The sequence below is a fragment of the Burkholderia pyrrocinia genome, assembly GCF_018417535.1.
GTDB lineage: Bacteria > Pseudomonadota > Gammaproteobacteria > Burkholderiales > Burkholderiaceae > Burkholderia > Burkholderia pyrrocinia_E.
The window spans coordinates 1298448-1316825 of record NZ_CP070978.1; the positions used below are offsets into that span (position 1 = coordinate 1298448).

Annotated in this window: 11 protein-coding genes and 1 pseudogene; 1 reads left to right on the forward strand and 11 read right to left on the reverse strand. The window is 66.8% G+C overall.

Annotated features, from left to right (window positions below):
* Positions 1-7: 7 nt before the first annotated feature.
* From JYG32_RS23905 to JYG32_RS23935, 7 genes are all read right to left on the reverse strand, one after another.
* A complete protein-coding gene (locus JYG32_RS23905) occupies positions 8-1144 on the reverse strand; it encodes a glycosyltransferase family 4 protein (protein WP_174381246.1) in 1137 nt (378 codons plus the stop codon).
* 127 nt (positions 1145-1271) lie between these two features.
* Positions 1272-2231 carry a glycosyltransferase family 2 protein gene (locus JYG32_RS23910; protein ID WP_213267191.1) on the reverse strand — a complete coding sequence of 320 codons (960 nt, stop codon included), beginning with the start codon at positions 2229-2231 and terminating at the stop codon, positions 1272-1274.
* A 62-nt stretch (positions 2232-2293) separates the two neighbouring features.
* Entirely contained in the window at positions 2294-4519 is a 2226-nt protein-coding gene (locus JYG32_RS23915; protein WP_213267192.1) for a polysaccharide biosynthesis tyrosine autokinase, read from the reverse strand.
* 50 nt (positions 4520-4569) lie between these two features.
* Positions 4570-5748 (reverse strand): polysaccharide biosynthesis/export family protein, encoded by a 1179-nt coding sequence (locus tag JYG32_RS23920; RefSeq protein WP_174381273.1) that lies wholly within the window; start codon positions 5746-5748, stop codon positions 4570-4572.
* Entirely contained in the window at positions 5742-6185 is a 444-nt protein-coding gene (locus JYG32_RS23925; RefSeq protein ID WP_174381249.1) for a low molecular weight protein-tyrosine-phosphatase, read from the reverse strand. Before JYG32_RS23925 ends, JYG32_RS23920 begins: the two co-directional genes overlap by 7 nt.
* Positions 6186-6215: 30 nt before the next feature.
* Positions 6216-7628, reverse strand: coding sequence for a UDP-glucose dehydrogenase family protein (locus JYG32_RS23930; RefSeq protein WP_213267193.1), 1413 nt, complete (start codon positions 7626-7628; stop codon positions 6216-6218).
* A 66-nt stretch (positions 7629-7694) separates the two neighbouring features.
* Positions 7695-9068: an undecaprenyl-phosphate glucose phosphotransferase gene (locus JYG32_RS23935; protein ID WP_174381251.1), complete on the reverse strand. Its 1374-nt coding sequence runs from the start codon at positions 9066-9068 to the stop codon at positions 7695-7697.
* Positions 9069-9496: 428 nt separating this feature from the next.
* On the opposite strand from JYG32_RS23935, the gene JYG32_RS23940 reads away from it, so the two are divergent.
* Positions 9497-11023 carry a mannose-1-phosphate guanylyltransferase/mannose-6-phosphate isomerase gene (locus JYG32_RS23940; RefSeq protein ID WP_213267194.1) on the forward strand — a complete coding sequence of 509 codons (1527 nt, stop codon included), beginning with the start codon at positions 9497-9499 and terminating at the stop codon, positions 11021-11023.
* 123 nt (positions 11024-11146) lie between these two features.
* On the opposite strand, the gene JYG32_RS23945 is transcribed toward JYG32_RS23940, so the two are convergent.
* From JYG32_RS23945 to JYG32_RS23960, 4 genes and pseudogenes are all read right to left on the reverse strand, one after another.
* Positions 11147-12088 (reverse strand): transposase, encoded by a 942-nt coding sequence (locus tag JYG32_RS23945; protein WP_213267195.1) that lies wholly within the window; start codon positions 12086-12088, stop codon positions 11147-11149.
* A 735-nt stretch (positions 12089-12823) separates the two neighbouring features.
* A pseudogene (locus tag JYG32_RS23950) lies at positions 12824-13117 on the reverse strand (heterodisulfide reductase-related iron-sulfur binding cluster); the annotation flags it as partial.
* Positions 13118-13280: 163 nt separating this feature from the next.
* Entirely contained in the window at positions 13281-16121 is a 2841-nt protein-coding gene (locus tag JYG32_RS23955) for a filamentous hemagglutinin N-terminal domain-containing protein (RefSeq protein ID WP_213267196.1), read from the reverse strand.
* 146 nt (positions 16122-16267) lie between these two features.
* Positions 16268-17971: a ShlB/FhaC/HecB family hemolysin secretion/activation protein gene (locus JYG32_RS23960; RefSeq protein WP_249744857.1), complete on the reverse strand. Its 1704-nt coding sequence runs from the start codon at positions 17969-17971 to the stop codon at positions 16268-16270.
* Positions 17972-18378 lie beyond the last annotated feature (407 nt).

The window sequence follows — 18378 nt, forward strand, 5'->3', positions numbered from 1 at the left end:
TCCGCTCTCACCGCGACGACGGACGCGAATCCGCAAGCGGCATCGCCAGGCCCGCGGCCGCCGGCGTGCGACGCCGGCGCAGCATGTCGCGCGTGATCCGCACGTGCTGCTCGGCGAACGCCTGGGTGGTCAGGTCGCGCTCGCGCAGGCACGCGGCGGCGGCCCGCGCGCAGCCGAGCGCCGCAACCGGATCGGCGACGAAGCGGTCGGCGGCCTGACGCATCGCCTGCGCGTCGAACGCCGGCACATAGGCGGCCGTATCGTGCGGGAAGTAGTCGCTGAGCCCGCCGACGTCGGACACGATCATCGGCTTGCCGACGGCTGCCGCCTCGAGCATCACGGTGATGCCCGACGCGTGGAAGTTCGGCCGCAGCGGCACGACGATCACGTCGGCCCAGGCGTACAGTTCGTGCTGCTTCGCGAGCCCCGACGCGGAGCCGATCTTCACGTTCGGCGCATGCCACTCGCGCGGCACGCGACGCCGCGTCGCGAGCCGCACGTCGTAGCGTTCGTCGCCGCCGAACGCGGCGAGAAACGTGCGCCAGTCGCGATCGCGGTCGTTGCCGATCGCCGCGATCCGCAGCGGCCGGTTCGGCTTCCACTGCTGCGGCTCGGTAAGCGGGAAATCCTGCGTGTTCAGCCCGTAGTAGACGAACTCGGCATCGCGACCGAGGTAGCGGCGGCACAGCTCGGCGTTGTCGCGGGCGAGCGTGGTCAGCGCGTCGGCACGCGCGAGCAGCTTGCGGTACAGCCAGCGGCGCGGGCCGCCGAAGCTGCCCCACTTGTCGAACAACCACACGCTCTGCGCGAGCAGCAGCGGGCGCTTGCCCTGCGCGCCGGCGAGCTTCAGGATCAGCGAAGCGGCAAGATGCTCCTGCTCGGTGTGCGTCCAGATCACATCAGTGTTCAGCAGCGCGGCGCGGTTGCGCCACGCATGCACGACGTCGAAGCCGAGCGCCGCCTTCAGCGCGCGGCGCGCGAGGCTGGCGATACGGTTCTCGCCGCCGTCCTGCGAATACGTCAGCCGGAATTCGTCGGATTCGGCGTGGTGATAGCCGTACAGGCAGCCGATGTTCTCGCCTTTCCGGTAGGTACGCGGATCGGCGCCGTAAAACAGGTGGACGTGAACGTTCGTTGTAGTCATGTCAACCTCCGCCGGGCCGCCCCGAGGAGGCTGACCGCCCCCTCGGGGGGCAGCGCGCAAAGCAAGCGTGGGGGTTGTTTCATTTCGAGCCCTCCGGGGGTGGCCGCGCGCGATGCGCGCAGCCCGTTCAAGACGTCACCGGCGGCATCGCCGCACGGTGGGGGGCAAGGTTCGCGCGGCGCGCATCGCGTGCGCCGCGGCGCACCGCGCGCCAGTGCTCGCGGATCCGGTTGCGCTTCGCCGTATGCAGCGACAGCAGCACGTGCGCGAAACCCGGATAGACGCGCGTACCAACCAGCGTCCACCACCACCACGCGATCTCGCGCCGCAGCGGCGGCAGATGCTCGCGCAGGATCAGATGCAGGTTGTACGCGCCGTTGCTGATCGCATTCAGCGACGCGGCATCGCGCCGGTCGTCGTCGAAGCGCTCGGCCGGGAAATGATCGACCGCGATCGCCGGGTCGTAGACGAGCTTCCAGCCGGCGCGCTGCACGTGCATGCTGAAGCCCATGTCGTTGTGCACCTGCGCACCGGCGCCGCGCAGCCGCGTGTCGAAGCGCACCCGTTCGATCGCGGTGCGGCGGTAGCTCATGTTCGCGCCTTTCAGCATGTCGACTTCGCGCGCGCCGCCGACGCCGAGGTGATGATTGCCGACGATCTTGCCGGACAGCGTGAGCTGGCCGACGAGTTCGCGCGATTCGTCGAGCACGCGGCCTTTCTCGTGCACCCAGTCGCGCCCGCCGACCGCACCCACGCGCGGATCGGCCTGGAATACCGACTCGACGCGCACGAGCCAGTCGGGGTGCGGCGCCGCATCGTCGTCGGTGATCGCGACGATGTCGCCGTTCGCCGAGTCGAGCCCCTTGTTCAGCGCGGCGACCTGCCCCGGCACATCGACCGGCACGATGCGCAGCGGCAGCGCGCCGCCGACCGCCGGATCGGCGAGCCGTTCGTGCGTGGCGTCGTCCTCCGGGCGCGCGACGACGATCACCTCGTCGGGCAGCCGCTGCTGGCGCTGCAGCGCCAGCAGGCAGCGCGCGAGGTCGGCGGGACGCCGATAGGTCGGAACGAGCACGGAAATTTTCATCGATGGTTCTCCAGTCGGCCGGGCGGGCGCGCGTCGCGCCGGCCCGGTTTCGCGCACTGCGGTCAGGCGCTCAGGTATTCGTGCACGGCTGCATAACCGCGGCCGTAGCCGCGCGCCTTCGGCGGCACGCCGTTGAAGATCCCGCCTTCCAGATCGACGCCCGCGGTACGCAGGCGCTTGATCGCGTCGGCGATCTCGCCTTCGGTGTGCATGCCCGAGCGCAGCACGAGGAACGTCGAGCCGGCCATGCGGCCGATGATGGTCGCGTCGGTCACCGCCAGCACCGGCGGCGAATCGATCAGCACGACGTCGTAGCGCTTGCTGAGTCCTTCGAGGTATTGCGGCAGGCGCGTCGACATCAGCAGTTCCGACGGATTCGGCGGACGCGTGCCGGCCGCGATGAACGACAGGCCCTGCACCGGCGTTTCACGCACGGCATCCTCGAGCGCCGACTGGTCGCTCAACAGCTCGGACAGGCCCGGCTGCACGGTGAGGCCGAAGTAGCGGTCGAGCAGGCCGCGACGCATGTCGGCGTCGATCAGCAGCACGCGCTTGCCCGAATGCGCGAGCAGCACCGCGAGGTTGACCGCCAGGAAACTCTTGCCGATACCGGGCGTCGGGCCCGTCAGCACGATCACGCGGTTCTTCGCATCCATCATCGCGAACTGCATCGCGGTGCGCAGGCTGCGCAGGCTCTCGACGCTGAGATCCTTCGGACGCAGGCTCGCGAGGATCGGCCGCGCACGGCCGCCGCCCTTTTCGGCCGCGGCATCGAGCTTCACCTGCTCGGCGCTTTGCGGCACCAGCCCGTACAGCGGCAGGTTGAACGCGCGCTCGATGCGATCGGGATCCTCGATACCCTGGAACATGTTGCGGCGCAGGAACACGACGCCCGTGCCGAGAATCAGGCCCAGGAACACGGCGGCCGACAGGATCAGCACCTTCTTCGGCTTGACCGGGTCGCCGGGACGCAGTGCCGAATCGACGAGGTGGATGTTGCCGCCCGTGCCGGCCTTCTGCACCGACAGTTCCTGCACGCGGTTCAGCAGCAGCACGTAGATGTCCTCGGCGACCTTCGCGTCGCGCTGGAGCTGGACGGCCTTCACTTCGGTCGCCGGCAGGCTGCGGAAGCGGTTCGCGTACTTGTCCTTCTCGCCTTCGAGCTCGGCGAGCTGCTGCTTCGCGGCGATCACCATCGGGTGCGAATCGGTGAAGCGCTGCGCGAGCGACGCGAGCTGCAGGCGCTGCGCGGCGATCTGCTGCTCGTACTGCACGCTGCCCTCGAGGTAGACCTTCGCCTCGTCGCTCGCGTTGATCGAGCCCGACGTGCGCTGGTATTGCGTCAGCGCGGCTTCCGCGTGCTCGAGGTCGGCCTTCAGGCGCGGTTCCTCGCCCTTCAGGAAGTCGAGCATCTTGGTCGCTTCGGCCTGCTTCGCAACCACGTGCTGGTTCAGGTACGACTGCGCGAGCGCGTTCGCGATCGCGGCGGTCTGGTCCGGATCCTTGCCTTCGAGCGAGATCTGCACGACGCCCGTCTGCTTGCCCTGCTCGGTCACCTGGATGCCGGTCTGGAAGCCGCTGATCGCGTCGAGATCGTTGTAGCGAACCACCGTGAACTGCGTGCCGGGGCGCGCGACGAGTTTCTTCACAAGCAGCGTCACGCCGCCGCCCTGTGCCGACTCGCCGACCTGGCCCGACAGCAGCCGGGTGCCGTTCTCATTGACGAGCGAATAGGTATCGTTCGGGCCGGCCGTCAGCGTCAGCTTCTTGCCTTCGAGCGCGGGCACGACGCTGATCGAATCGATGTCGGCGACTTCCCCGCCCCACGCATACGATTTCAGGCCGAGCCACGGCCGCGCCGGCGTGCCCGGCGTCGCGACGCGCGCGGCGAGGCTGCCGATCACCGGCAGCGTCTTCGGCACGACCGAGAAGTTCAGCTTGAACTGCTCGACGACCGGCGCGACGACGCCGCGGCTCTTGATGATCTCGATTTCCGCATCGGTCGGCGCCTGCTGCGGGCCGCTGTTGATCGACGCGCCCGTCTGCGTCTGCGTGAGCGCCTGCGACGTGTTGTCGTTGCCCTCGACCCGCACGTGCACGTCGGCCTGATACACCGGCTTCGCGATGTAGCAGTAGAGGCCGGCGAGCGCGACGACCGTCACCGCGATGCCGAGCAGCAGCCAGATGTCGTCCATGATCACCTGGAGCAACTGGCCGAGGACGACGTCCTCTTCCTCGGTTTTCACGGACAGATCCGCGTAGGAGTGTTTCGCTTGCGTGTTCACCATTCGTTCCCGCTTGAGTGGTGCCGGGGCGGAGGCGCCGCCCCGGCGGGCTATCAGCGCGTGATTTGCCGCATGTAGAAGATCGTCTGGATCGTCGGCAGCACCTGCTGCAGCACCCGGTTGAACTGCACCGAGCTGGCCGTGCTGACGTAGACCACATCGAGCGGCTGAAGCGGGAAGCGGCTCGACAGCATCAGCGCATCGGGCTGCGTCATGTCGAGACGGAACACTTCAGGCTTCGTCGGGTTGTCGCGCATCCCGCGCATCACGTAGATCTTGCGCGGGTTCGCATCGGTGTCGAGAATGCCGCCGCCGGCCGTCAGCGCGTCGGCGATGGTCAGCTTGCCCTTGAGCATCGGCACCGTGACCGGCGTCTTGACCTCGCCCATGATGAACACGCGGCTGTCGCTGCGGTCCGGCACGTTGACGATGTCGCCCTGCTGCAGCATCACGTTCTGCCGCACTTCGCCGCGGTCGAGCACGCCGTTCGCGTCGAGCGTGTAGAGCTTGCCGTCGCGCGTCAGGCGCACGCGCTGCAGGTCGGCGTCGGTGGTCGAGCCGCCCGAGCGCGAGATCGCGTCGACCAGCGTCAGCGGCACGTCGCTCATCGCGAGCGGGCCCGGTGTCTTCACTTCGCCCGTCACCTGCACCTTCTGGCTGCGGAACGACAGCACGCGCACGTCGAGCTGCGGATTCTTCACATAGCGCGCGAGACGCGTGGCCAGCTCGTCACGGGTCTGCGCGATCGTCTTGCCCGCCACGTGGATGCGGCCGACGAACGGGAAGAAGATCGTGCCGTCGGCGGCCACCGTCTGGCCGTAAGGATCGGCCTGGCCCGGCAGCGACGACGAATAGGGCTGCTGCAGCGCGCCCGCGATCGTCTGCGTCGTGTTGCCGCCGCTCGAGAACGACTGGCCCTGCGGCGTCGTCAGCTCGGGGTGGTCCCAGACGGTGACGCCGAGGATGTCCTGCGGGCCGACGCGGTACACGTACTGCGACGGATCGGTATAGCGCGCAGGCGGCAGCGGATGCTCGACCTGCTGCTTCTGCAGCTGGTCCATCACCACTTTGGCGTCGATGTAATGAACCGGATAGGTCTCGGCCGCTTCCTGGCGGCCTTCGTCCTTCAGGTTCGACGAGTCGAGATAGTTGCCGGGTGCGGTTGCGCAGGCTGACAGGAAAGTCGTCAGCGCGACGGCAAGCGCCACCGGGCGCATCGGGCGTTTCAGCATAGTTTCTGTAGCCATCCTTGAACCAGACGTTCGATCAGTGAGTAGCTCTCGCGGTAATCGGCCTCGGGGCCGCCGTGCGGATCGGCAATTTCGGCCCCTTCCCACTTGCCGAGCAGGTGGACCTTGCCGCGCGCGAACGGATCGACCGCTTCGACGGCCGCAATCTGTCCGCGCTCGCTGACGAGAATCAGGTCGGCGTCGCGCACGAACCGGCGCGACAGCCGCCGCGAGCGGTGGGTCGTCGCATCGACGCCGCGCTCCGCGAGCAACTGCCGCATCACCGGATCGATGCCGTCGCCGTCGTTCGCATGAACGCCGGCCGAGTGAAACGTCGGACGCGGGCCGCCGCGCGACGCGGCGTGCGACTTGAACAGCATTTCCGCCGCCGGGCTGCGGCAGACGTTCGCGTGGCAGACGATCAGGATGTTCCGGAACATGGCGTCTCGTAACGTGTGACGTGAAACGGGTTATGCGCTCGCGCGCGCGGTGCCCGGCACGCGGGCGGCGACGGCCTGGCGCGAGCCCGGCCGGCCGATCGGGTGGTACTCGATGCCCTGCTCGCTCATCGTCTCCGGCTCGTACAGGTTGCGGCCGTCGAAAATCACCGGCGCTTTCCACAGGCGGCCGAGCGCGACGAAGTCGGGGCTCTTGAATGCCTTCCATTCGGTGACGATCACGAGCGCATCGGCGTCGCGCGCGGCTTGCGCTTCATCGTCGACGAAGCTCAGGCGCTCGAGCCAGCTCGGGTGATCGGCGAGATCGAGCGCGATCACGCGGCGCGCTTCCTGCTGCGCGACCGGGTCGTACGCGGCGACGCGCGCGCCGCGCGACAGCAGCTCGGCGATCAGCTCGCGGCTCGGCGCTTCGCGCATGTCGTCGGTGTTCGGCTTGAATGCGAGGCCCCAGATCGCGAACGTGCGGCCGGTCAGGTCCTCGCCGAAACGCGCAACGATCTTGTCGGCGAGCACGCGCTTTTGCGTCGCGTTGACCGACGACACGGCCTTCAGGATCTGCAGCGATTGCCCGTGCTCGTCGGCCGTGCGGATCAGCGCCTCGACGTCCTTCGGGAAGCACGAGCCGCCGTAGCCGCAGCCGGCATACAGGAAGTGATAGCCGATGCGCGGGTCGGAGCCGATCCCGCGGCGCACGGCCTCGATGTCCGCGCCAAAGCGGTCGGCGAGGTTCGCCAGTTCGTTCATGAACGAGATGCGCGTCGCGAGCATCGCGTTCGCCGCGTATTTCGTGAACTCGGCCGAGCGCACGTCCATGTACAGCGTGCGTTCGTGGTTGCGGTTGAACGGCGCGTACAGCTTCTTCATCAGCTCGCGGGCGCGTTCGCCCGGCACGTCGTCGTCGCAGCCGATCACGATGCGGTCCGGCCGCGTGAAATCGTCGACCGCCGCGCCTTCCTTCAGGAACTCCGGATTCGACACGACCGAGAACATCTGGTCGCCGCCGCGCTTCGCGAGCTCCTCGGCGACCGCCGCGCGCACGCGCTCGGCCGTGCCGACCGGCACCGTCGACTTGTCGACGATCACCTTGAAGCCCGTCATGGTGCGGCCGATGTTGCGCGCCGCCGCGAGCACGTATTGCAGGTCGGCCGAGCCGTCCTCGTCGGGCGGCGTGCCGACCGCGATGAACTGCACGTCGCCGTGCGCGACCGCGGCCTCGACGTCGGTCGAGAAACGCAGGCGGCCGGCCGAGCGGTTGCGCGCGATGACTTCCTTGAGGCCCGGCTCGTGGATCGGCACGCCGCCGTTGTTCAGGATGTCGATCTTTGCCTGGTCGACGTCGAGACAGAACACGTCGTGCCCGATGTCGGCGAGACAGGCGCCGGTGACAAGACCTACGTAACCGCTGCCGATGATAGTCAGATTCATGATGTGTCGGACCTCGTGACCAATGATTCGAAATTCGTAAAAGCGGAATGCCTGCGCGGGAGTGCGTCAGTAAGCGTTGCTGCCGGTGAAGCCTTTCCAGAGCGTCAGCGCGACGATCTTGATGTCGAGCCAGAACGACCAGTTCTGCATGTAGTACAGATCGAGTTTCACGCGGCCCATCATCTTCTCGATCTGGTCGGTCTCGCCGCGAAAGCCGTTGATCTGCGCCCACCCGGTGATGCCGGGCTTGATCCGGTAGCGGAACATGTAGCCCTTGACCAGATCCTTGTAGATGTCGTCGTGCGCGAGCGCATGCGGGCGCGGGCCGACGACCGACATCTCGCCCTTCAGCACGTTGATGAACTGCGGCAGCTCGTCGAGGCTCGTGCGGCGCAGGAACCGGCCGACCGGCGTCACGCGCGTGTCGTGCTTGGTCGCCTGCGTCACCGTGCCCGCCGCTTCCTGGTGCACCTTCATCGAGCGGAACTTGTAGATCTCGAACTCGTGCCCATCGATGCCCTTGCGTTTCTGGCGGAAGAACACCGGGCCGCGCGACGTCAGCTTGATCAGGCCCGCGATCAGCAGCATCACCGGCGCGAGCGCGGTGAGCGCCGCCAGCGCGAACAGCCGGTCGAACACGAACTTCGGCAGGATCCGCACGTCGGTGATCGGCGACGCCGCGAGGTTGATCGCCGGCACGCCGAGCACCTCGACCACTTCCTGGTTGAAGAACGACAGCGTGCGCACGTCCGGAATGAAACGGATGTTCACGAAGTCGTGGCGGAACACCGTCACGATCTGGTGAATCCTCGGTTCCTCCGAGATCGGCAGCGTGAGCCACAGCTCGCGGATCGCGCGGCTGCGCACGAGCCACACCAGCGATTCGAACTGCCGCTCGATGCGCACGTCGTCGAGTGCGACATCGCCCGGCGCCTCGCTTTCGTCGTACACGCACACGGGGTTGAAGCCTGCTTCCGGCCGCGCGCGCATCTGCGCGATCAGCCGCCGCGCCGCCGGCGTACCGCCGACGATCGCGACCGCCTTCAGGTTGTAGCCGCCGCGGCGCAATTGCCGCAGCACGACGTGCACGCAGGCCTTCGAGCCGGCGAGCAACGCCATCGTCACAAGCGCCCAGTACCCGAGCCACAGCCGCGACAGGTCGCCCGACTGGTGAAAACTGAAGCTCATCAGGATGCCCGCGAGCTCGACCACGAGCCACGCGAACGCGACACGCCCCATCAGCGCGACGAGACGCTTGCCGCGCCACGACTGGTAGATGCCGATGGCCGGAAAGAACACCACGACCAGCAGGCAGTCGAACAGCACCGTCGTGCGCTGCAGGTCGTTGAGCCAGACGCTGCCGTCGTGCAGCGCGGCGGCGATCAGCGCCCCCGCCACGACCATCGCGATATCGATGACTCTCGCCAGCACGCTCAACATGTCTGCTTCCTCTTTGAACAGGCGTTTGCCGAACAGCTCCTCGTGCAGCCCGTGCCGCACATTCGATTCAAACGTTGCATGACGCTATTGAAGCGACAAGAAATTCGCCCCTCAAGCGCACAAGTATTTCGAAAAATAATCGGAAAATTTTGCCGTGAAATTTTTGAATTAATTCGGCACGTTTTCCCGAATCGATCGGGAATCGAGAAGTTTTCGGAAATTTTGTGTTCGTCTCGCGCCCTTTGCAGGCATTGGATTGCCGACAATTTCCGGAATTATTTCTTATTTTTTTATTTGCATCCGATACTATCGCGGAAAATTTTTCCAGGTGAATGCCTGCCGAATATCAGGCAATGGATCCGGTTTTATTGTCGATTTACTTCATGCTACAACGACAGGCACTGACTTCAACCGTGGAGAGTGTCATCATGAATGCTCCGGCCGTGGCAGCCGAAACGCGCCAATCTTCTTCCGCCGCCCCCGCCGCCGGCACGCGCCTCGCCGTGCAGCCGGTGATTCTTGCCGGCGGTTCCGGCACACGCCTGTGGCCGATGTCGCGCGAACGTTTTCCGAAACAGCTCATCGGCCTGCTCGGCGAGCATTCGCTGCTGCAGTCGACCGCGCTGCGCCTCGACGGCCTGACGGCCGACCACCCGCTGAACGACGACGTGCTGATCGTGTGCGGCGAGGATCACCGCTTCACGACCGCCGAACAACTGCGCCTGACGGCCAAGCCCGCAACGATCATGCTCGAGCCGCTCGGCCGCGACACCGCGCCCGCGCTGACGCTCGCCGCGTTGCGGCTCGTCGCCGACGGCAACGATGCGGTGATGACCGTGATGCCGGCCGACCATGCGGTCGCCGACCTGCCCCGCTTCCACGCGGCCGTCGCGGCCGGCGTGCATTGCGCGGCGCAAGGCAGGATCGCGACGATGGGCATCGTGCCCACGCACGCGGAAACCGGCTACGGCTACATCCGCGTCGGCGCGCCGCTCGGCGACGCCGCGACGGGCGACCTCGACGTGCGCCGCCTCGACCGTTTCGTCGAGAAGCCGCACCTCGAACTCGCGCAGCAGTACGTCGCGTCCGGCGAGTACTGGTGGAACAGCGGGATCTTCATCGTCCGCGCGTCGGTGTGGCTGAAGGCGATCCGCCAGCTCGAACCGGCGATCTACGCGTCCTGCGAACAGGCCGTCGCGCAGGGCAAGGCCGATGGCGACTTCTTCCGCGTCGATCGCGAAGCATTCGCCGCATCGCCGTCGAACTCGATCGACTACGCGGTGATGGAGCCGCTCGCGAGCCTGCCGCAACTGTGCGAGAGCGTCGTCGTGCCGCTCGACGCGGGCTGGTCGGACGTCGGCTCGTGGGACGCGATCTGGCAGATCTCGTCGAAGGACAAGGCCAGGAACGTCGGCCGCGGCAACGTGCTGTTCGAAGGCGCCGAATCGACCTTCGCGCATTCGGAAAGCCGGCTCGTCGCCTGCGTCGGCACGCAGAACCTCGTCGTCGTCGAAACGCCCGACGCCGTGCTCGTCGCGGACAAGTCGCGCGTGCAGGACGTGAAGAAGATCGTCAGCCGCATCAAGGCGCAACAAGGCGCGGAAGCCACCGATCACCGCAAGGTGCATCGTCCGTGGGGCCACTACGACTCGGTCGACATGGGCGAGCGCTTCCAGGTGAAACGCATCGTCGTGAAACCGGGTGCGCGACTGTCGCTGCAGATGCACCACCATCGCGCCGAACACTGGATCGTCGTGCGCGGCACCGCGCGCATCACGCGCGGCGACGAAACGTTCCTGCTGTCCGAAAACGAATCGACGTACATCCCGCTCGGCGTGTCGCACCGCCTGGAGAACCCCGGCAAGATGCCGCTCGAACTGATCGAAGTGCAGTCGGGTGCGTATCTCGGCGAGGACGATATCGTCCGCTTCGACGATACCTACGGCCGGCAGTGACGCAACAAGCGCCGGGAGCGCCGCTGCGACAGCGGCGCTCCCGGCGCGGCAAGCATGGACAGACGACACTTCCGCGCGGGCGTCGTGGCACACGACGGCCCGCGCGTTGCATTGGAGCGGCGCTCAACCTACGCGGTACGCGTATTCGCGGCGCTCCGACTGCACCGGATCGTTGCGGCTTTCGGACAGCGCACCCGCGTGACGCTCGGCGATGAAGCGCTTGATGTCCGACTCGGCGCGCGCCAGCGCGGACAAACCGGCCAGCACTTCGCTTTGCGGTGCGCGTGCCGGCTCGTCGCTCGCACCGTGGCGATCGATCCACTGGCGTGCCCAGTCGAGCGCGAACTGCTCGGCTTCCTCGGCATCGGTGAAACGCGGACCGATGAGGCCCGAGCGCTCGACGCGCCGGTCGTCCTGCGAGATCTCGGCCCACGCGCGATACATCAGGTTCTGCACGGGCTGCGCGATGCCGCAGATCGTATAGCCGCGATACTCGTCGACTTGCGGTTCGGACGCGGCGAAGCGCGCCGACGACGCACGCGCATGGCGCAGCTCCGCTGCCGGCGTACCGGGCACCACGAACGACGCGCCGGCCGGATCGGCCGCTTCGTCGCCCGGCATCGCGCTCACCGACGCACCTTCGCCCTCCCAAACGTTTGCCTGCGCAACCGGCAATTGCCACGACTCGGGGTTTTGCCAGAACACGCCGCGCAAACGATCGTTGTCGGGCACGGGCTCCGCACGGCGCGCAGGCACGACCGGTACCGGCGGCGGCGGAACATACGCGAACGTGCGCCCGCTGAACTGGGTCAGCACGTCGATCATCTGCAACAGCGTGCCGCTCGCGAGCCACTCCTCGTAGCGACGACGGCACGTCGGCCCGGACGGATAGCGTCCGGGCAGCTTGGACCAGGCTTCACCGGTCGTCAGGATCCAGAGCACCGCGTTGGCAACGACGCGCGGTTCGGCTCGTGGACGCCCACGACGATTCAGCCGGATGGGTTCATCGGCGATCAGCGTTGAAAGACGACACCACTCTTCATCGTTAAGCTCATCGAAGAACATAGTAGATCTCTCCACGCAGCCAGGCCGGGCTGCGATTGGCGGCGCCGTCGCGACTTATCGCGTCGCGGGGCGGCCAGGTTGCACATTATGGTTATCCGGTGTTGTGCATGCCGGCCCGACACCGCACTTTCACGGTGCCGGCATTCCCGGCAATGGCGCACAAATCACGGTCTCACTCCAATGTGGGAATTTTTGTGCACGAAGCATACCATCCTCAGGGTTTATCTCAATATGACAATGACTTAATGTTACGCACTGAAACAACCTGCCAAGGATACGTAATCCATTTACGCATGAATTTTTTTGCGAGATCTTTATGCCCGTCGCTGCAAAGGCCCGTCCGGCGGGGCTCCGCAGGGCATGAAGAATGGCCTCCAATGGGCCTTTCCGGGCTGTTCCGACCCCTACCCGAAACAATTGCGGGAATCGCTGCCTAAAATCGGTAAATCAGGGAAAATTCGGTAACAAGATATTCACGAATCGGTAAATCATTCAATTTCCGTTCAACTAAATTATCTTCGTGCACAATCTTTTTATTGTTTCTCCGCGAGTGATGAAAACCCCGTGACGCGGGATGCACATTGTTTCCCCGCACGCAAGCACGGGACACCTGTTACATCTTCGCGGCGACGGGCGAGCGGCCGCGCCGCGCCGCTCGCGGAAAACCTGATTCGGGTCGGAACGGAAAGCGGAATGACGCATGCGGGACGCGCGGCGGTCGTGTCAGCGCAGGTCGCCGGCCAGCGCGCAGTCTGACGACACGAAATCCGGCCGCGGCCCGGCCATCGCCTTGAACACGGGCGCGCCGATCCGCATCGCGTCCGCATGGAATTCCTTCTTCACGCCGAACGTGCCCGCATGGCCCGAGCAGCGCTCGACGACATTCACGCGCGTATCGGGCACGAGCGACAGCGCATCGGCCGTCTTGCGGCCGATGTTCTGCACGCGCGCATGGCACGGCACGTGATACGACACGGTGCCGAGGCCGGTCTTGAAGTCGGTCTTCAGCAGCCGGTCGCGATGCCGCTCGAACGATCGTGCGAATGTGCGCACGACACGATGCGCAACCGATAACGCATCGCACCGGGGCAATGACATCATGCCCCGGTGCGATGCGTGTTGCACGAGGCGTCACCGACCGCGCGACGCCCCGCTCGCCCGGCCCGGTGCGTGCGGGCCGGGCAAACGACGTTTACCGAACGTCGTCGGCAGGCGACGGACGCACCATGTAGCTGACGATGCGCCCCGGCCCCGACACGCGCCCCAGGCTGGACACGTTGCCGTAGCTGCTCGTGACGCCCGACAACCCGTTGTACAGGCGACCCGTCACGAAGACCGAATCGCCGCCGTGCAACGTGCCGTTGTTGGTCACGTTGCCCATGACCTTGACGTCGCCGGCCTCGATCGTGCCGCGGTTGATCACGTTGCCCATCGCCGAGAGCAACTTCTCCGCGCGCAGCGTGCCGTTGTTGGTCGTGCTGCCCATGACCTGAACGTCGCGGGCCTCGAGCGTACCGCTGTTGTTCAGCGCGCCCATCAGCTTCAGGGATTCGGCGCCGCTCACCGTCCCCTTGTTGACGACGGTGCCCATGACCCGAACGTCGCGCCCGCTGACGACGCCGTCGGCGCCGTCGTTGGTCAGGCGGCCGTCGATCTCGAGCGCGCCGTCGCTATGCAGCGTACCGGCATTGGTGACGTTGCCGGCAATCCTGACGCTGCGCCCCTGCACGGAACCGTCGTTGTCGAGGCGACCGGCCACGTCGACGGTACCTCCGCTGACCGTGCCGTGATTGTCGAGTGCGCTCAGAACCGACAACGTCTGCGCTTGCAGTCGCCCGCTCGACTCGATCGTCGCCTTGCCGCTCGACGCGAGCGACACGCTGCCGGCCGACGCGTCGACCGTGCCGGCGATCCTGACGCCGGTTTTCGCCGACGCGCCGATCAGCGCGATCTCATCCGCCCGCAGGCTGCCCGATTCGGCCACGTCGATCGCCGCGGCCGGCGCCTTGCCGCTTGCCGGACCGGAGAGCGTCTGCCGGTTCGATTGCTCGATCGCCGCCGTGCCCTGATGCGCGATCGCGACCAGCTTCTTCGCGCGCACCGCCGCATCGACCTTCAGGCCGCGCGACACGAGATCGAGCTGGTTCGCGTTACGCGCGTCGAGCCCGGCGCCTTCGATCGCGATGCGGCCGTTCTCGGTCCGGAATCGTGCGATACGGCCGTCCTCGTCGAATTCCGTCGTGCCCGCGACGAGCGACACACGGCTCGCGTTGATGAAGCTCGCGCCGTTCACGCTGATCCCGTTCGGGTTCGCGACGATCACGCGCGCCTGCTGCCCCGCGACTTCGGTCGCCCCTGCCAGCACCGACGCGTTGCCGCCCGTCACCTGGTTCAGGATGACCTGCGCCGAACGGCCGCCGAGCTGCGCGTTGCCGTCGATGCTGCCCGCCAGTTGCGTGTTCGTGCGGTTCACGCTGTTGTTCAGCACGAGCCCCTTCGAGCCGACGTTGTAATCGAGGAAGCGGTTCGAGGAAATGCCGGAGGCGTCCGGCGCGTTGATGTCGACGATCGGCGTGCCGTTCGGCGCGGCGCCGAGACCGGGGCGGTTGGCCGCGTTCGGATCGACGACGAGTTTCGGGTTCGTTTCGGCGATCGGCGGTTCCGGATCGACCGGCGGCTTCGTCTCCGCTACCGGCGGCTCCGGGGCAACCGGCGGCTTTGTCTCCGCTACCGGCGGCTCCGGATCGACCGGCGGCTTCGTCTCCGCTACCGGCGGCTCCGGGGCAACCGGCGGCTTTGTCTCCGCTACCGGTGGCTCCGGATCGACCGGCGGCTTCGTCTCCGCTACCGGCGGCTCCGGGGCAACCGGCGGCTTTGTCTCCGCTACCGGTGGCTCCGGGTCGACCGGCGGCTTCGTCTCCGCTACCGGCGGTTCCGGGTCGACCGGCGGCTTTGTCTCCGCTACCGGTGGCTCCGGATCGACCGGCGGCTTCGTCTCCGCTACCGGCGGCTCCGGGGCAACCGGCGGCTTCGTCGCCTCGTCATCGTCCGTCCAGTTCCCGCCGTACTGCAGACCGGACGGAGCCGAGAGCGTCCCCGCGCTCAGCGATCCGCCGTTCGAGACCTGGACCCTGCCATCCGACAGCAACGTCATCGAGCCCGTGAATGCCTCGACCTTGCCCGAGATATTGATGCCGACGCCCGCAGACGTGCCGCGCATGACGATCGAATCCTCTCCATGCACGCTACCGAGTCGCGACACGTCGATCGCGACGCGCGGCAATTCCCCGCTCGTCGACGCATCGAACGACATCGCCTGAGGATTCTCGATGGCCGCCGTCCCTTGCTGCGCGACCGCGACCAGTTTCTTCGCGTGCAACGCGGCGTTCACCTTCAGGCTGCGCGACACGAGATCGAGCTGATCCAGATTGCGCGCGTCGAGCCCGGCGCCGTCGATCGTGATGCGACCGTTCTCGGTCCGGAATCGCGCGACATGGCCGTCCTCGTCGAATTCCGTCGTGCCCGCGACGAGCGACACGCGGCTCGCGTTGATGAAGCTCGCGCCGTTCACGCTGATCCCGTTCGGGTTCGCGACGATCACGCGTGCCTGCTGCCCCGCGACTTCGGTCGCCCCTGCCAGCACCGACGCGTCGCCGCCCGTCACCTGGTTCAGGATGACCTGCGCCGAACGGCCGCCGAGCTGCGCGTTGCCGTCGATGCTGCCCGCCAGTTGCGTGTTCGTGCGGTTCACGCTGTTGTTCAGCACGAGACCCTTCGAGCCGACGTTGTAGTCGGTAAACCGGTTGGTCGAAATGCCGGAGGCGTCCGGCGCGTTGATGTCGACGATCGGTGTGCCGTTCGGCGCGGCGCCGAGACCGGGACGATTGGCCGCGTTCGGATCGACGACGAGCCCCGGTTGCGCAAACACGGGCTGCGCCGCGAGGATCGGCATCGCGAGCGTCAGCGCCGCGGCGAGCGTGGTGCGCGCGGATGGCGTCGCCGCGCGCGGGCGATGGTGTTGTTGATGTTTCATGGTCTTCTCGGTTTCCTGAAGATGAAAGGACGGGCGTGGCGCGAGCCACGTCGGGCCGGTCCGTCGATCGGCCGATGGACGAGCGTGCGTACTTACATGGCGATTCCCTCCGTGACGTTCGGCGGGCGCGGGCGCGCCCGCCGCGATCAGAAACGGCTCGTGAGCGACACATCGAACGTGGGTTGCGCGGTTCGCAGCGCCCCTGGCTTGCGAAGCGGCATGCCGAGCGCGACGTCGTAGCCGAGCATCCGGTAGCCGCCGCGCACGCCGAGCGCGGCGCCGATCAGCGAGCGCCCTTCCCGGCCCGCGCCTTCGCGCGAGCCCGCGCCCGTGACCACGCCGGCGTCGAGCGCGACATAGGCCTCGTGCGCGCCGAACCACGGCGTGGCCAGCTCGTTGCGCCAGAACCAGCCGCTGTCGCCGGCGAGCGTCTGGTTGCCGTCGAAGCCGCGCACCGTGTAGCGGCCGCCGATCTGCAGGTATTCGGTCGACGCCAGCGCGCCGGGCGCGTACTGGAACTGGAGGAATCCGCGATAGCCGAATGGACGCGCGCCGATCCGGAACGGCGCGTCGGCGCCGAGCGCCGCGGTGTACACGCGATAGCGGCCATCCCATGCGGTCTGGCCGTTGACGCGCCCGGGGAAGGCGCTCAGCCCGGCGAGGCTTGCGCGCATGCCGACGCTCGCGTCGACGGTTGCGCGCGCGAACTTCTCGCGATGCGCCGCGCTCACTTCGTAGCTGACGATGTCATGACGGAACACATCGAGCTCGATCGGACCGAACCACGAGCGGTCCTCGCGGCGGGCGAGCTTGAAGCGGAGCGTGGTCTTGCCGTGACCGGAGCGATACGGCACGTAGCCGACGCCGGCTTCGTAGCGACGGGTCCGCTGGCCAAACGGCGGCACGACCACGCCGGGCAGGTCGGCCACCAGCGTCTGCCGGCTCGACCACTCGCTGACGCCGAGCGAAAACGACGCATAACCGATCGGCACGTTCCATGCGGCGCTTTTCGCCTGCGAGCCGAGCGACTTGTTGCGCAGCGCGGCGTCGGTGTTGTAGGTGACGATCAGTTGGTCGTAGAGCCGCAGCGGCGAATCGATCGAGACGATCGCGCCTAGCTGGTTGCGGCCGGTCGCATCCAGCCCGCCGTTGTCGGCCGTCGCGACGAAGCGAACGCGGCGCACATCGTCCGGATGCCGGACGACGATGTCGGTGTCGCCCAGCGACGCGCCCGGAACCAGATCAAACGCGGTGGCCGCCTGACCAGGCAGGCGGCGCACGTTCTCGAGTGCCTGATCGAGATCGCGCACGTTCAGCAATGCATGCGCGCCGCGCGGAAACACGACGGGCGTCCAGCCGATCCGGCCGCGCGCATCGTCGATCGCGCCGATGCGGCCGGGCAGCACCTCGACGATCAGGCGTCCGGTCGACAGATCCTGCGGCGGAATGCTGACGAGCGACGTGATGTAGCCGCGCGCGATGAGACGCCGCCCGATCCATTCGCGCAGCAGGCTCAACCCGTTCCGGCCGATGCACGCGCGCTCGATCGGGACGGCGTCTCGCAGCCACGGGAAGGCATCGGCGCCCCGCCACTCGATCGCGTGAATATCGAAACACGGCGTTTCTGCCGGGAAATGCAGCGCATCGGATTCGCTCGGCGGCTTCGCGGACAGCACGTCCGGCCGGTCGAGCATCTGCTGCCTGAGCTCGTCGAGCTGTTGCGCCTGGTGGCGCTGCGCACTCAGCGGCTGCGCGCCGGACTCGGGCGTCTGCGCTGCCGCGGCGACGGCGAACGCCAGCAGACTCGCAGCGCACAGCGCGCGACCGGAGAATACGGCTACGCGCGGCACACCGGCGGACTGGATCTGCTCGCCGCCATTTTTGTTAACTATCCTTAACACTCGAATCCCGCCAATCTAGCGACACGTCAATCAAGCGCGGATTATGCGGAATCGAATTATCGTATTTCAATTCAAAACAACGTCTTGAAATTAAATTCGTACTTGTCCCATTATTTTTTAACGGGACAAATAGGACATATCAGTTAACTCATCAAAATATTGACCAATCCCGTCAAGACGACTCGACTCGCGCGCATCGGCTCGTCGCGTGCCGCGCAGCTCGTGTGGCGTGGCAAGCTGTCGGTTCGCCATCATGGAACGACGCGCGAGCTTGACCGAATGGCAAGACGCACCGGGCGATGCAATGAATTGTGCGAATGACGGAATAGGTTCGAATGGCCGATCCCCGCCGATTT

Coding starts and splice junctions, on each gene's coding strand:
- JYG32_RS23915 (WP_213267192.1), bottom strand. CDS start 4,519: ATGGTGAACACGCAAGCGAAACACTCCTACGCGGATCTGTCCGTGAAA.
- JYG32_RS23905 (WP_174381246.1), bottom strand. CDS start 1,144: ATGACTACAACGAACGTTCACGTCCACCTGTTTTACGGCGCCGATCCG.
- JYG32_RS23920 (WP_174381273.1), bottom strand. CDS start 5,748: ATGCTGAAACGCCCGATGCGCCCGGTGGCGCTTGCCGTCGCGCTGACG.
- JYG32_RS23955 (WP_213267196.1), bottom strand. CDS start 16,121: ATGAAACATCAACAACACCATCGCCCGCGCGCGGCGACGCCATCCGCG.
- JYG32_RS23925 (WP_174381249.1), bottom strand. CDS start 6,185: ATGTTCCGGAACATCCTGATCGTCTGCCACGCGAACGTCTGCCGCAGC.
- JYG32_RS23910 (WP_213267191.1), bottom strand. CDS start 2,231: ATGAAAATTTCCGTGCTCGTTCCGACCTATCGGCGTCCCGCCGACCTC.
- JYG32_RS23940 (WP_213267194.1), top strand. CDS start 9,497: ATGAATGCTCCGGCCGTGGCAGCCGAAACGCGCCAATCTTCTTCCGCC.
- JYG32_RS23945 (WP_213267195.1), bottom strand. CDS start 12,088: ATGTTCTTCGATGAGCTTAACGATGAAGAGTGGTGTCGTCTTTCAACG.
- JYG32_RS23935 (WP_174381251.1), bottom strand. CDS start 9,068: ATGTTGAGCGTGCTGGCGAGAGTCATCGATATCGCGATGGTCGTGGCG.
- JYG32_RS23930 (WP_213267193.1), bottom strand. CDS start 7,628: ATGAATCTGACTATCATCGGCAGCGGTTACGTAGGTCTTGTCACCGGC.